Source organism: Streptomyces sp. NPDC007205, from assembly GCF_040634095.1.
In the GTDB taxonomy this organism is placed as follows: Bacteria; Actinomycetota; Actinomycetes; order Streptomycetales; family Streptomycetaceae; genus Streptomyces.
Genome location: NZ_JBEYEW010000001.1, coordinates 629,543 through 643,031, shown reverse-complemented (window position 1 = coordinate 643,031; position 13,489 = coordinate 629,543). Strand labels below are relative to the sequence as shown.

Below are 13,489 nucleotides of genomic sequence, written 5' to 3'. Positions count from 1 at the left end.
GGAGCAGTAATTCATCGGGTGCTGAATATTATACTCCCGCGATGAATCGGTGTTCCGGAGCCGGTGAGGGGAACACCCGTGCCGCCACGCCGCGCGGCGACGATCTCCGCCACGATCGACAGCGCGGTCTCCTCCGGCGTCCGGGCGCCCAGATCGAGGCCGACCGGTGAGCGCAGCCGGGCCAGTTCCCGTTCGGTCACGCCTTCCGCCCGCAGCCGCCGATTGCGGTCCTCGTGCGTGCGGCGTGAGCCCATGGCGCCGACGAACGCCGCCGGCCGGCGCAGGGCCTCCTTGAGCAGGGGCACGTCGAACTTCGCGTCGTGGGTGAGCACGCACAGGACCGTACGGGCGTCGGTGCCGGTGCGTCGCAGATAGCGGTGCGGCCAGTCGACCACCACCTCGTCCGCGTCGGGGAAACGGGCCCGCGTGGCGAAGACGGGCCGGGCGTCACAGACGGTCACGTGGTAGCCGAGGAACTTTCCGGCCCGCGCCAGCGCCGCCGCGAAGTCGATCGCACCGAAGACGATCATGCGGGGCGGCGGCATGTTCGACTCGACCAGCAGGGTGAGGCCGCCGGGGCAGTGGGAGCCGTCCGCGGAGACCTCCACCGTGCCGGTGCGGCCCGCCTCCAGCAGGGCCCGGGCCTCGGCCGCCGCCGTCCGGTCCAGGTCCGGATGGCCGCCGAGGCCGCCCTCGAAGGTGCCGTCGGGCCTCACCAGCAGGACGTGTCCGAGGAGTCCGGCCGGGCCGCGGGCGACCCGGACCAGGGCCGCCGGCTCGTTCCCGGCGGCGGCCGACAGGGCCGACGCGAGGACCGTCCCGGCCTGTCCGGCCACGGGTGTGACCAGTACGTCGATGGTTCCGCCGCAGGTCAGTCCGACGGCGAAGGCGTCCTCGTCGCTGTAGCCGAACCGTTCGAGCACGCCCTTGCCGGTCCGCAGCGACTCGAGGCACAGGTCGTACACCGCGCCCTCGACGCAGCCGCCGGAGACCGAGCCGATGACAGTGCCCGCGCGGTCGACGGCGAGCGCGGCGCCGGGACCGCGGGGCGCGCTGCCGCTGACGGCCACCACGGTGGCGACGGCGAACTCCCGGCCCTCCTCGGTCCAGCGGTGCAGTTCCCCGGCGAGGTCAAGCATCCGGCGCCCCCGCGGCGGCCGACAGGACCCGGTCGGGGCGGATGGGCAGGCTGCGGTGGCGTACGCCGGTCGCGTGCCAGACCGCGTTGGCGACGGCGGCCGCGGCGCCCACGATGCCGATCTCGCCGATGCCCTTGATCCCGACCGGGTCGTTCGGGTCCGAGTCGTCGATCCAGTCCGCCTCGATGTGCGGTACGTCGGCGTGCGTGGCCACGTGGTAGCCCGCGAGGTCGGCGCCGATGTGGCCGCCCGAGGCGCGGTCCCGGACGGCCTCCTCGTGCAGGGCCATGGAGATGCCCCAGATCATGCCTCCCCGGAGCTGGTTGCGGGCGGTGAGCGGGTTGACGATCCGGCCCGCCGCGAAGACGCCGAGCATCCGCCGCACCCGCACCTCACCGGTGGCGGTGTCCACGGCGACCTCGGCGAACTGCGCGCCGAACGAGTGCCGTTCGGCGGGGGCGAGGGCGCCGATGGCGGCGGTGGTGTCGGACCGTACCGTGATGCCCTCCGCGGGGATCTCGGCGCCGAGGGCCAGCCGTTCGCGCAGTTCACCGGCGGCGGCCGTGACGGCCCAGGACCAGGAGCGGGTGCCCATGGAGCCGCCCGCGATCATCGCCGGGCCGAAGTCGCTGTCGCCGATGCGCACCCGGACGCGCTCCGGCGGCACCCGGAGTGCGTCCGCGGCGACCAGGGTGAGTGCGGTACGGGCCCCGGTACCGATGTCGGCCGCGGAGATCCGGACGGTGTACGTACCGTCCGGGTGCGCGGTCACCGCCGCGGTGGACGGTGCGGCACCCGCGGGGAAGGAGGCCGCCGCCGTACCGGTACCGAGCAGCCAGCGGCCGTCCCGGCGCAGCCCGGGGCGCGGGTCCCGGTCCGCCCAGCCGAACCTGCGGGCGCCTTCCCGGAAGCAGGCGGCCAGATTGCGGCCGGCGAACGGCAGGCCGGACACCGGGCCCTTGTCGGGTTCGTTGCGCAGGCGCAGCTCGATCGGGTCGATCCCGCACCGCTCGGCGAGTTCGTCGAGCGCGGCCTCCAGCGCGAAGGACCCGGGCGCCTCGCCCGGCGCGCGCATCCAGGTCGGGGTCGGCACGTCGAGCCGTACGACGCGGTTGGCGGTGTGGTGGGCGTCGGCGTCGTACATCACCCGGGCCACCCCGGCGCTCGGCTCGACGAACTCGTGCACCGTGGAGGTGACGCTGACCGAGCGGTGCTCCAGTGCGCGCAGCCGTCCGTCGGCGTCGGCGCCGAGCCGGACGCGCTGGACGGTGGGGCTGCGGTAGCCGGCCAGCGAGAACATCTGACGGCGGGTCAGCACCACCCGCACCGGGCGCTGCAGGACGGTCGCGGCCATCACCGCGGCCACCTGGTGGGCGCGGAGGCCCTTGCTGCCGAAGCCGCCGCCGACGTGTTCGGAGCGTACCCGCACCGAGGCCGGGTCGAGCGAGAAGAGCTTCACGAGTTCGCCGACGACCCAGGTGGCACCCTGGTTGGAGTCGATCACCTCCAGCCGGCCGCCGTCCCAGCGGGCGGTCGCCGCGTGCGGTTCCATCGGGTTGTGGTGCTCTTCGGGTGTGGTGTACTCGGCGTCCAGGACGGCGGCCGAGGAGGCCAGTGCGGCATCCAGGTCGCCCTTCCCGGTCACGGCGGGCATGTGGCCGTCCACCGGGTGGGCGTCCGCGCGCTCGCCCGTGAAGTCGGTGTCGTGCGGCTCCTGCTCGTAGTGCACGACGAGTGATTCGGCCGCCTCCCGGGCCTGTTCGGACGTCTCGGCGACGACCAGTGCCACCGGCCAGCCCAGATGGGGCACACGGTCGTGCTGGAAGACCGCGCAGGTCGGGTCCGGTCGCCCCAGCATGCCGGTGTAGTCGGTCTCGACGCGCGGGGCGTTGCGGTGGTCCAGGACGGCGAGGACACCCGGCATGCCGAGGACGGCGTCGGTGTCGAGGGCGCGGATACGACCGCGGGCGACCGTGGACAGCACCAGCCAGCCGTGCGCCAGGTCGGCGAAGGGCACCTCGCCCGCGTAGCGCGCCGCTCCGGTGACCTTGTCCCTGCCCTCCACGCGGGTGCGGGCGGTGCCGACGGAGGGGGCGTGGGTGCGGGTTCCGGTGGTGACGGTGGTCATCGGGCGGCCTCCTCGGCGAGTTCGGTCAGGACGGCCACCACCAGGTTGCGCATGAGGTCCACCTTGTATCCGTTGTGCGGCAGCGGCCGGGCCGCCGCCAGTTCGGCGTCCGCCGCGGCGGCGTAGGTGGCGGCGTCGGCCGTCGCACCGGTGAGCACACGTTCGGCGGCGACGGCCCGCCAGGGACGTGAGGCGACGGCGCCGAAGGCCAGGCGCGCGTCGCGGACGACACCGTCCCGGACGTCGAGCGCGGCGGCGACCGAGCCGATGGCGAACGCGTACGAGGCACGCTCGCGCACCTTGCGGTAGCGGGAGGTGACGGCCACCGGCGCGGGCGGCAGCGATATGCCGGTGATCAGGGCGCCCCGCGGCAGGGCGGTCTCGCGGTGCGGGGTGTCACCGACGGGCAGGTAGAACGCGGCGAGCGGCAACTGCCCCGGCCCGTCGGGCGTTTGGAAGTGGACGACGGCGTCGAAGGCGGTCAGGGCCACGGCCATGTCCGAGGGGTGTACGGCCACACAGTGGCCCGACGCGCCCAGGATCGCGTGGTTGTGGTGCTCACCCTCGATCGCGGGGCAACCGCTGCCGGGGACACGCTTGTTGCAGGCCTTGGTGACGTCGGTGAAGTAGCCGCAGCGGGTGCGCTGCAGCAGGTTCCCGCCGACCGTGGCCATGTTGCGCAGCTGCCCCGAGGCACCGGCCAGCACCGCCTGCGCCAGCGCCGGGTAACGGCGCCGGACCTCGGGGTGGGCGGCCAGGTCGCCGTTGGTGACGGTGGCGCCGATGCGCAGACCGCCCTCCGGCGTCGACTCGATGACGTCGAGCGGGAGTTCGCGGATGTCGACGAGTCGTGCGGGCCGCTCGACACCGGTCTTCATGAGGTCGACGAGGTTGGTGCCGCCGCCGAGGAAGCGGGTGTCCGGATCGGCACCGAGCAGCGCGACGGCGCCGGCGACGTCGGACGCCCGCTGATAGGCGAACTCCTTCATGCCGCCACCTCTTCCGCGCCCGCCGTGGGGGCCGTGCTTCCCTTGCCCGCCGCTTGACCGGCGGCCCGGGCCACCGCCTCGACGATGGAGACGTACGCGCCGCAACGGCACAGGTTGCCGCTCATCCGCTCCCGGATCTCGTCGGCTGTCAGAGGTGGTGGGCCCGCTTCGGGCCGGACGTCGGAGGTGACGGCGCTCGGCCAGCCCGCCGCGTGTTCCTCGATCACCCCGATCGCCGAACAGATCTGTCCCGGTGTGCAGTAACCGCACTGGAGACCGTCCAGATCGAGGAAGGCCTGCTGGACGGGGTGCAGCCGGTCGCCGTCGGCCACGCCTTCGATGGTGGTGATCTCACGGCCTTCGGCCGCCACGGCCAGTTGCAGGCAGGCGACGGCCCGGCGCCCGTCCAGCAGGACCGTACAGGCACCGCATTGCCCCTGGTCACAGCCCTTTTTGCTGCCGGTCAGGTCGAGGCGCTCGCGGAGTGCGTCGAGCAGGGTGGTGCGGTGGTCGACGGGCAGTGTGTACTTCTCGCCGTTGATCTTCAGGCTGATGACACTGGACGTCGATGAGGCCATGAGCTGCTTCTTTCGCGTTTCCAGGGAGGTCGGGAGTGGGCCGGCTGCCGCATGTGCGCGGGGTGCGGGAACGGAACCGGCGGGCCGGCGACTGCCGTAGAACGGCGTCCGCGGCTATGGTGGACGCAACCGGACGGCTGTCCGGTACCTGAAAACGTAACGGACAGCTGTCCGCTTAGCAAGGGCGAGGTTCGGCCACGACCCTCGAGGAGGACGAGTGCCGCAGCAGAAGGAATCACCCCGGCGCTCGGACGCACAGCGCAACCGCGAGCGCATCCTGGAAGTGGCGATCATCGAACTGTCGCGCTGCGCGGACGCCCCGCTCAGCGCGATCGCCAAGAAGGCCGGTGTCGGACAGGGCACCTTCTACCGGAACTTCCCCAACCGGGAATCGCTCGTCCTGGAGATCTACCGCCACGAGATGCAGCAGGTCGCCGACGCCGCGGCCCATCTGCTCCGGACCCGGGCGCCGGAGGAGGCCCTGCGTGCCTGGATGGACCGGCTCTCGGAGTTCGCCATGACCAAGGCCGGGCTGGCCGAGGCGATCCGGCAGGCCACCAGCGCACCGGGCGGCCCCGGGAAGCCGCCCCCCACACCGGTGACGGCCGCGGCGGAGCTCCTGCTGCGCGCCAACGACGAAGCGGGCACCATCCGGCCCGGAGTCACCGCGGACGACTTCCTCCTCGCCATCGCGGGCCTGTGGCAGCTCGCCCCGCACGACGACTGGCGGACCCGCGCCACCCGGCTCCTCGACCTGATCATGGACGGCCTGCGCACGGGGGCACCCGGCACCTGACGGCGGCCCTGCCGACGGCGGCCGGACGGACGGGACGTGCCGGAGGGGGGCGCCGTGCGGCGCCCCCCGTCCGGGGTCAGCGGTCGACGGTGCCCGCCGCGTCCCGGTCGGCCGCGGCAGCCGCGGACTCGGCCGCGTTCACCTTCTTCTGCATCTCGGCCAGTTGCGAGGGCCCGGCGGACGGCGCCGTGCCGGAGGCGGCGTCGGGCGTGGCCTTCGGGGAGGCGCCGTCGTGGTGGGCGCAGCCCGCGCCGAGCACCACCACCAGCGCGGTGGCCGCCGTCAGCGTCAGGGCCCGGCGCCGGGCCCGCATCAGCTCGCCGCCTTCCCGTTGTCGTTGGCCGCGCACCACGTCTTGACGGCCGCCAGGTCCTTCTGTCGCTGCTCCAGGTTGGTCCGCAGCGACTTTCGGAAGTCCAGCCGGTCCTGGAGGAAGCCGGCGATCTCGGTGTGGCCGGCCTTCTTCGCGTTGTCGACCCGCTTCTGCAGCCGCGCCACCGAGCCGCGCGTTCCGGCTCCCGCGTCGAGCCGCTTCAGGGCCCGTTCGATCCGGCGGTCGATCTTCGGCACCCGCTTGCACAGTGCGTGGGCGCCGTCACCGGCCGGTTTCGCGGTGGGTGTGCTGTCGGCCGCGGAGGCGGTCCCCGCCGCGCCCGCCAGGACCGCTGTCACGGCGAGCCCCGCGAGCAGTGTGCGCGTCCGTCGTCGTACGTTCATCTGCCTCTCCATTCGCTTCCGGCGGACGGCCAGGTCTGCCGTCCGTCGCGGAGCAGGTTAGGGAGCGTCTTTGGGGAAACTCTGTGACCGGTTCGCCCCGGCTGTGCCGATGAGCCAGTCCCGCCGGTCCGGCAGCCCGCCGCCGCCCGAGGGCAGCCGTACGGCGAAGCGGGCGCCGATCCCGCCGGGTCCGTCCGTCACCGTGACGCTCCCCCGGTGCAGCGCCGTCTGCTGGGCGACCAGGGTCAGGCCGAGCCCGGAGCCCGCGCTGTCCGGGCCCCGCTGGAACCGCTCGAAGATCCGGCCGCGGGCGGCGGGCGGCACGCCGGGCCCGTGGTCGTCCACCGTGATCGCGACCTGGTCCGCGGTGGCGCTCGCGCCCACCCGGACCCATGCCCGGCCGCGCGCGTCCCGCCCGTGGGCCAGGGCGTTGCCGAGCAGGTTGTCCAGCAGCAGCCTGAGACCGGGCTCCCAGCCGTGCACGGTGAGCCCGGGGGCGGCGTCCAGGATGATGTCGGCGTCCGGGGCCCGGCGGCGGGCCTCGGCGACGGCCGCGTCCGCCACGTCGGCGAGGTCGACGGGGCGGAACGCCTCCGCCTCCACCAGGTCCCCGCGGCCCAGCTCGCGCAGCATCACCAACAGGCCGAGCAGCCGGGCGTGTTCGCGCCGCAGGTCGTCGAGGGCCTCGGCGCGGTCGGGCGCGGGCAGGCCCGGGTGGTCGGCGAGGATGTCGAGGTTGGTGCCCATGCTCATCAGCGGGGTGCGCAGTTCGTGCGCCGCGGCGGCGGAGAAGGAGCGGGCGGTGTCCAGGGCCTCGGCGGTGCGGGCGGCCTGTTCGTCGTAGCGGGCGAGGACGGTCCGCAGGGTGGCGGCCAGCTCGTCGACCTCACTCACCCCGGAGCGCCGGTCGGCCGGCCGGGCGCTGCTGGTGCGCGGGTCGAGGCCGGCGGTACGGCGGGTGAGGCGGCGCAGCGGGGCGCTGGCTCCGGCGGCCAGGCCCCAGGCCAGCAGGCCGGACAGGGGCGCGGCGAGGAGCGCGGCGAGGACCACCCGGCGCCGCACGAGCCGGAGTTGGGTGCGGTCGGCGGTGTCGGTGGAGAAGACCCACAGGGTTCCGGTGGTGCCCCGGACGGGCCGGGCCAGGGCTCGCCAGCTGCGGGCGCCGTCGCGGACGGTGACCGGGCCGGCGGGCCGCGGCGGAAGGGTCACGGACGGACCGGGCTGGGGGCCGCCGCTGAAGTCGGCATCCGGTCCGACGACGCGTACGCCGACGTCGAGGGCCGCGCTGAACAGCTTGCGTTCCCTGGTGTCGGCGGCCTTGGGCCGGCCGTTCTCCGAGGCCCGCAGCAGCGACCGGGCATCCGGGGCGATGGCCGCGGCCCGCTCCCGCAGATGCCGGTCCTCGGTGCGGTGCAGATCCCGGGCGACCAGGTGCAGCAGCAGCCAGCCGGAGGCCAGGACCAGCAGCGGGACGGTGCAGCCGACGGCGAGGCCGATACGGGTCGAGAGTCTCACGGCGTGTCCCGGGCCTCTCTGAGCACGAAGCCGACGCCGCGCACGGTGTGGATCAGCCGCGGACCGCCGTCCGCCTCCAGCTTGCGCCGCAGGTAGCTGACGAAGGTGTCGACGGCGTCGGTGCGCACGTCGAAGTCGTAGCCCCACACGCGTTCCAGCAGCTGGTCGCGGGTCAGGACGAGCCCGGCGTTGCGGGCGAGGACCCCGAGGAGTTCGAACTCGCGACGGGTCAGGTCCAGCGGGCAGCCGTCCCGCTCGGCGGTGCGCGCCGCCGGGTCGATGAGCAGGCCCGCCACCCGTAGCACCGCCCGGTCGACGGGCGGCCTGCGGCGCAGCAGGGCGTGCAGCCGCAGCACCAGTTCCTGCAGGGCGAACGGTTTGACCAGGTAGTCGTCGCCGCCGGCCTGGAGTCCGGCGATACGGTCGGCGGTCTCGTCGAGGGCGGAGAGCATCAGGACCGGCAGGTCCCGCCCCGAGTCGCGCAGCCGCGTGCACACCTCGATGCCGCTCATACCGGGCATCGACACATCGAGCACCAGGACGTCCGGCGGTTCCGTCTCGATCGCGGTGAGCGCCCCGGGGCCGTCAGCCGCGGTCCGCACCATGAAGCCGTTCAGCCTCAGGCCACGCTCCAGCGACCGCCGGATCGCCGCGTCGTCGTCGACGACCAGCACCGCACCGGGGCACGCGCTGTCCCTCATGCACCCTCCCTCATCGCCCGGTCAGGGTACGTCCTGCGGCAACCGCCCCGTGCCGGCTCCCGTCCGGCGACCGCCCACCGAGAACCGCACCACCGACAGCGTCCGGACCTCACCGGCCGCCGACGACTGATCAGAGCCCGGGGCCGGGGAGACGGACCCGGACGAGTTCGGCGGCCTCTTCCTCCGTCTCGACCGAGGGCGGAGAGCCGGCCAGCGGCCGGTTGGCGGTTTCCCTCATGCACAGCACGGCGACGACGCCCACGGCGGCGGCCGTGGCGTAGTAGGCCGGCATGAGATTGGTACCGAAGGCGCTGATCAGGGCGGTGATCACCAGCGGGGTCGTGCCGCCGAAGACCGACGTGGAGAGGTTGTAGGCGACCGACAGGGACCCGTAGCGGACCTGCGTGGGGAAGATCGCCGGGAGCGCCGCCGACATCGTGCCGAGCATCGCCACCAGCGAGAGCCCCATCAGCAGCAGCCCCAGGGTGACGAGGAGGACGTCGCCCTGCCGGACGAGGAGAAAGGACGGCACGGACAGGAAGAGGAAGCCGAGCATCCCCGTCATCAGCAGCGGCTTGCGCCCGAAGCGGTCCGAGAGCCGTCCGACCTGGTTGATGACACACATCTGGAGGACCATCACGATGAGCAGGATCAGCAGTCCGTGCCGGGTCCCGTAGCCGAGCTCGTCGGACAGGTACGTCGGCATGTACGACAGCAGCATGTAGTCGGTGATGTTGTACGCCGCGACGAGCGCGAGACACAACAGCAGCGGCCGCCAGTAGCGGGTGAAGATCGTGCCGAGGTCGGCCGTGGCCGAGGGCTCCAGCGTGTCGGCGGCCTCACTCGCCCTGCTGTGACCGTCCTCCAGCTTCTGGAAGGCGGGCGTCTCGTCCAGACGCTGCGCGTCCAGGCGGAGACCACCCCGTACGACGCCTGGTATCTCCATATGCCCCAGGTGGGCGGAGCGCCTCCCCGAGCGCTGCACGAGATAGCCGAGGTGATCGGCCAGTACCGACACCGTCACCACCGCACGTACGCGGCCCGGCGACGGACCGGGCAGGAGCTGATCGCCCTCGTCGACCTGGGCGACGCCGCCGCCGGAGCGCTGGCGAATGCCCTCGAGTCCTGCGGGCCGCTCGCCGAGGGACCCTGGCGGGTCGTGGTCACGACCACCGGCGGGCGGCTCGCGGACGGTGGCGCCAAGGAAGCGCTCAGAGAGGCGCTTCAGCACCTCCCCGCCACGGTCTTCGCGGTCGGCACAACGATGGACGCCGAAGCCCTCGCTGTCGTACGCATGAGAGACGAGGACACCCTCCGGCTCGACGAGCCCTGGTCCCTGCTCAACGGCTGCCGACCGGACACTCCGCTGTACGCCGGGGTCAGCGGCCCCGCCGGGGAGCCCACCGGGCTCCACGCCGCCCTCACCCAGACCTCGATGCCGAGTTCCTCGACGGACTCCCGCGTCACGAGCGAGACGATGCGGTGCGGTCCCGACTGGACCTCGACCTGCGCGGCGACGTCGTCGAGCGTCACGCGGGTCACGATCCCCCGGAACGCGTTGCGTACGGATGTGACCGGGGGGCCTTGCCGCAACGAATGCATCCCCGCAGCCCGTTCCTTCGCGAACGCGGCCAGGCCTACTCCGTCGATCGCGCGGTTCCCCGGCCCTTCCCGGTCCATACGCAGCCGTCCGGCGTCAGCCCACCTCCGAACGGTCGCCGCACTCACGCCCAGCAGCCTCGCGGCCTGCCCAATGCTGTACGACGGCACAGAGCGAACTCTAGGTCAGGCCCCGACGCCGGCACTGCCGCAAGCCTCGCAAGTTGAGCGCGATGCCCTGTCCGGCGAGTCGGCCGGACAGGGCTGTGGGCTCAACTCACTTGCACTGGCCGCTGCGCTGCCCGTTCACGGTGTTGCCCGACTGCTGCAGGGTGGGTGAGTTGCCCGCGCAGCGCAGCGGCGCCCCGACCTGGTTGCCCTCGAACTCCGGGACGAGGTCCTCGGACAGCAGGCCGCTGCCACTGTTGTCGATGATCCTCACCGGCGCCGACATCGTGTTGGACGAAACCTCAAGGCCGCCGGTGTTGCCGTCGAGGGTCAGCGGGGCCTTGAAGGCACTGCCCGCGCAGTTGGTGCCCTCACCGTCGCCCAGCAGCACGAAGCCACTGGTGCCGCCGAGGGTTACCTGCCCGTCGAGGGTCGAGTGGCAGATGGTGACGGCGAGGGCGCCGTACGAGGCCACCGGGCCGTTGATCTGCGCACCCGACACTGCCAGCGCTCCGCCGGGCTGCACCTGCACCGGGCCGTTCTGCGTAGCGCCGGGGGCGATGCACAGCGACTGGTCGGCGGCCACGGTCAGCGGGCCGTCGTGGTCCGTGATGCACGGCTGGCTGAAGCCGGCGGTGAGGTCGGTGGGCGCGCTCGTGGCGCCGGCCGTGAAGGTGGGGTCGCCGCCATAGGTGGCGGTGATCCTGTGCGCCCCGGGCTGGAACTTGCTGGTCGTGAAGGTCGCCCTTCCACCGTTGAGCGGCACGGTCGCCAGCGTGGTCGTCCCGTCCGAGAAGGTGACCGACCCGGTCGGTGTGCCCGCGCCCGGGTTGGCCGATGCCACCGTGGCCGTCACGCTGACGGCGTGGCCGAACAGCGGGGTGCCTGTGTCCGCGCTGAGCGTGACCGACGTCCCGTACTGGAACGTGACGATCGCCTTGCCGTTGCCGTGGTTGACGCCCTGCAGGAGCGCGATGTTGGTCGCCGACGGATCCGCGTAGCTGCTGCCGCCACCACCGCCCGCGCCCGGGAAATAGCCCGGGTTGCCGCCGCCGGAGCCGCCGCCACCGCCGTGCCAGCCGCCACCGCCACCGCCACCGCCGGGACCGCCCGCACCGCCGTTGCCGCCGGTGCCGCCGCTGCCGGGGTTGGGCTCGCTGGTGATCGGGTCCAGGTCGATGCCCGGGGTGCCGGGGCCGCCGTTCAGGGTGTTGGGGTTGCCGTGACCGGACGCGGTCTGGGTAGCGCCGCCACCGGCCAGGCCGGAGCCGAGCGGGCCGTTGCTCTGGCCACCGTCCTGGCCGACCGGACCGCCGCCGGCGCCGCCCTGCAGCATGGGGCCGCCGTTGCCCGCGCCACCGCCGCCGCCGGCCATCAGGACGCGGTCAAAGCCGCCGAAGGCGCCGATGCGCACGTCCGAGCCGCCGCCGCCCGAACCGCCGCCGCCGTGCGCGCCACCGCCGCCTCGCCCGTGGCCGGTGCCGCCGGGACGGGCGAACTCACCGTGCCGGGACGAACCGGGGATGCCGGCCGCGCCGGCGGTGAGCTGGAGGGTCTGGCCCGGGGCCACCGGCAGGGTCGCGCGGGTCTCGCCGCCGAGACCGCCGGGCGCGCCGGAGATCGCCGGGTGCGGGTCGATGTAGCCCGCCGCGCTGCCGCCCTCGCCACCGAACAGGTCGACGTCGACCGCACTCACGCCGTCCGGGACGGTGAAGGTGTCCGTGCCCACGGAGGTGTAGGTGCACGTGGGCTGCGGGGAGGTGGTGAAGACGCCGCTGGTGCCGCAGGGCTCGGCCGCGCTCGCCGCGCCGACGGCCGCAGTGAGGGGCACGATCGTGGCGGCGACGAGGCCGGTGGTGCCGGCCGCCGACATCATCTTGGATCTGAATACGGTCCGACGGGAGGTCGGGCTGCTGTCGCTCATGGGTGTGGACACTGTTTCTCCGGCCCTGTGGGCAGCTGGGATGGGGGAACGGGTGCTGCGCAGGCGGGCCGGGCCCGCCTGCGGAGCGGGATCAACCGGTGGATCAGGCGCCGTCGTTGGCGCAGAGCGCCCAGACGTCCGCGTAGGTGCTGGCGGAGCCGGCACCGCCCGCGTGGGCGTCCGCGGACCAGTACGAGGCGGTGGTGGTTCCGTCGCCGACCGGGTTGCCGTTGGAGCCGCTGGGGAAGCTGCCGTTGAGGTGGTCGCCGCCCGAGCCGGGACCGGTGTAGTCGGTTGTCGTCACGTTGCCGCCGCTGGCGCCTGCGCCGCCGCTGACCAGGTTGCCGTCGGCGCCGCAGCCGACCGTCACGACGGTGTTCGCGCCCGCCGAGGAGGAGGTGGTCACCTCGCTGTAGTGGACCTTCACCGTCACGCCGCTGACGTTGATGCCGCTGCCGCTGCAGATCGCGTACGCGTATGTTTCGTTCGTGGTGCCGCCACCGCCGCCGTTCCAGCCGACCGCCGTCCAGGAGTCGGGGTTGGTCTCACCGTCGGCCGCGGCCTTCAAGCCGTAGTCGTGCCCGGAGTTGTGGAACGTGGGGAAGCTCGCGATCGGCTTGAGGCTGCCGACGCTCGCCGGGGTGGTCCGGGCGCCGCCGCCGAGCAGCACGGTGTTGGCCGGACAGGTCGCCGTGACCGCGACCGGCGTCGCGGCGGCGGTCGGCCCGGCGGCCTTGTTCATGACGATCTGGGTGTGGTTGATCAGATTGCTGGTGAAGCACACCGCATAGGGGGTCGTGGAGAACGAGCTGTTCACCGCGCCGCCACTGCCGCCGATGCCGAGCCAGTGCGTGTCGTCGGTGCCGACGACACCAGTGGTGCCGGTGTACTCGGTGGAGCCGTCCGAGCTGGGCTCGGTGCCCATCACATGGTTGCCGTTGGACGACGTACCGGTACCGATGGCCTGCTCCAGACCGCCGCCGGAGACGAGACCGCTGCTGCAGTCCGCATGGGTCGAGATCTCGGAGAAGGTGGTGGTGGGCCCGGCGGTCGCGCCGGGGGTCCTCACGGTCACGCTCACGGTGTTGGCGTACGCGACCCCGGGCACAACCAGGGCCAGCAGAGCGGCCATCACCATCCCCTTGCCGGCCACCAGGCGCGGCAGGAATTTCGTCTTCATCGGACTCTTCCTCTCTGATCGCAGCGCTGCGCACGGGGCATGGCAGCGCGGAGAA

Annotated in this window: 11 protein-coding genes and 2 pseudogenes; 1 reads left to right on the top strand and 12 read right to left on the bottom strand. The window is 73.3% G+C overall.

Annotated features, from left to right (window positions below; genetic code table 11):
* Positions 1-11 precede the first annotated feature (11 nt).
* The 4 genes from ABZ624_RS02875 to ABZ624_RS02860 are packed head-to-tail and all read right to left on the bottom strand — an operon-like array spanning position 12 to position 4,834.
* Positions 12-1,139 (bottom strand): XdhC/CoxI family protein, encoded by a 1,128-nt coding sequence (locus ABZ624_RS02875; RefSeq protein ID WP_360081842.1) that lies wholly within the window; start codon positions 1,137-1,139, stop codon positions 12-14.
* Positions 1,132-3,267 carry a xanthine dehydrogenase family protein molybdopterin-binding subunit gene (locus ABZ624_RS02870; protein WP_360081840.1) on the bottom strand — a complete coding sequence of 712 codons (2,136 nt, stop codon included), beginning with the start codon at positions 3,265-3,267 and terminating at the stop codon, positions 1,132-1,134. The genes ABZ624_RS02875 and ABZ624_RS02870 overlap by 8 nt, the downstream gene beginning before the upstream one ends.
* Positions 3,264-4,256 (bottom strand): xanthine dehydrogenase family protein subunit M, encoded by a 993-nt coding sequence (locus ABZ624_RS02865; RefSeq protein ID WP_360081838.1) that lies wholly within the window; start codon positions 4,254-4,256, stop codon positions 3,264-3,266. Before ABZ624_RS02865 ends, ABZ624_RS02870 begins: the two co-directional genes overlap by 4 nt.
* Entirely contained in the window at positions 4,253-4,834 is a 582-nt protein-coding gene (locus ABZ624_RS02860) for a 2Fe-2S iron-sulfur cluster-binding protein (protein ID WP_360081836.1), read from the bottom strand. Before ABZ624_RS02860 ends, ABZ624_RS02865 begins: the two co-directional genes overlap by 4 nt.
* A gap of 217 nt (positions 4,835-5,051) precedes the next feature.
* On the opposite strand from ABZ624_RS02860, the gene ABZ624_RS02855 reads away from it, so the two are divergent.
* Positions 5,052-5,630: a TetR/AcrR family transcriptional regulator gene (locus ABZ624_RS02855; RefSeq protein ID WP_360081834.1), complete on the top strand. Its 579-nt coding sequence runs from the start codon at positions 5,052-5,054 to the stop codon at positions 5,628-5,630.
* A 76-nt stretch (positions 5,631-5,706) separates the two neighbouring features.
* Here ABZ624_RS02855 and ABZ624_RS02850 read toward each other — a convergent pair whose 3' ends face one another.
* The 8 genes and pseudogenes from ABZ624_RS02850 to ABZ624_RS02815 form a co-directional block, all read right to left on the bottom strand.
* A complete protein-coding gene (locus tag ABZ624_RS02850; protein ID WP_360081832.1) occupies positions 5,707-5,943 on the bottom strand; it encodes a hypothetical protein in 237 nt (78 codons plus the stop codon).
* Positions 5,943-6,347, bottom strand: coding sequence for a hypothetical protein (locus ABZ624_RS02845; protein ID WP_360081831.1), 405 nt, complete (start codon positions 6,345-6,347; stop codon positions 5,943-5,945). Before ABZ624_RS02845 ends, ABZ624_RS02850 begins: the two co-directional genes overlap by 1 nt.
* A gap of 57 nt (positions 6,348-6,404) precedes the next feature.
* Positions 6,405-7,862 carry a HAMP domain-containing sensor histidine kinase gene (locus tag ABZ624_RS02840; RefSeq protein WP_360081829.1) on the bottom strand — a complete coding sequence of 486 codons (1,458 nt, stop codon included), beginning with the start codon at positions 7,860-7,862 and terminating at the stop codon, positions 6,405-6,407.
* Positions 7,859-8,563, bottom strand: a complete 705-nt coding sequence (locus tag ABZ624_RS02835) for a response regulator transcription factor (RefSeq protein WP_360081827.1) — start codon at positions 8,561-8,563, stop codon at positions 7,859-7,861. The genes ABZ624_RS02840 and ABZ624_RS02835 overlap by 4 nt, the downstream gene beginning before the upstream one ends.
* A 130-nt stretch (positions 8,564-8,693) precedes the next feature.
* A pseudogene (locus tag ABZ624_RS02830) lies at positions 8,694-9,461 on the bottom strand (MFS transporter); the annotation flags it as partial.
* A 530-nt stretch (positions 9,462-9,991) separates the two neighbouring features.
* Positions 9,992-10,333 (bottom strand): annotated as a pseudogene (locus ABZ624_RS02825) (TOBE domain-containing protein); the annotation flags it as partial.
* A 106-nt stretch (positions 10,334-10,439) separates the two neighbouring features.
* A complete protein-coding gene (locus ABZ624_RS02820) occupies positions 10,440-12,254 on the bottom strand; it encodes an Ig-like domain-containing protein (RefSeq protein WP_360081825.1) in 1,815 nt (604 codons plus the stop codon).
* A 103-nt stretch (positions 12,255-12,357) separates the two neighbouring features.
* A complete protein-coding gene (locus tag ABZ624_RS02815; RefSeq protein ID WP_360081823.1) occupies positions 12,358-13,434 on the bottom strand; it encodes a hypothetical protein in 1,077 nt (358 codons plus the stop codon).
* Between the last annotated feature and the right edge of the window lie 55 nt (positions 13,435-13,489).

Bases quoted from the DNA above. Each gene is read 5' to 3' on its own strand.
- ABZ624_RS02835 (WP_360081827.1), bottom strand. From the start codon at position 8,563: ATGAGGGACAGCGCGTGCCCCGGTGCGGTGCTGGTCGTCGACGACGAC.
- ABZ624_RS02865 (WP_360081838.1), bottom strand. From the start codon at position 4,256: ATGAAGGAGTTCGCCTATCAGCGGGCGTCCGACGTCGCCGGCGCCGTC.
- ABZ624_RS02860 (WP_360081836.1), bottom strand. From the start codon at position 4,834: ATGGCCTCATCGACGTCCAGTGTCATCAGCCTGAAGATCAACGGCGAG.
- ABZ624_RS02850 (WP_360081832.1), bottom strand. From the start codon at position 5,943: ATGCGGGCCCGGCGCCGGGCCCTGACGCTGACGGCGGCCACCGCGCTG.
- ABZ624_RS02875 (WP_360081842.1), bottom strand. From the start codon at position 1,139: ATGCTTGACCTCGCCGGGGAACTGCACCGCTGGACCGAGGAGGGCCGG.
- ABZ624_RS02870 (WP_360081840.1), bottom strand. From the start codon at position 3,267: ATGACCACCGTCACCACCGGAACCCGCACCCACGCCCCCTCCGTCGGC.
- ABZ624_RS02845 (WP_360081831.1), bottom strand. From the start codon at position 6,347: ATGAACGTACGACGACGGACGCGCACACTGCTCGCGGGGCTCGCCGTG.
- ABZ624_RS02815 (WP_360081823.1), bottom strand. From the start codon at position 13,434: ATGAAGACGAAATTCCTGCCGCGCCTGGTGGCCGGCAAGGGGATGGTG.
- ABZ624_RS02820 (WP_360081825.1), bottom strand. From the start codon at position 12,254: ATGAGCGACAGCAGCCCGACCTCCCGTCGGACCGTATTCAGATCCAAG.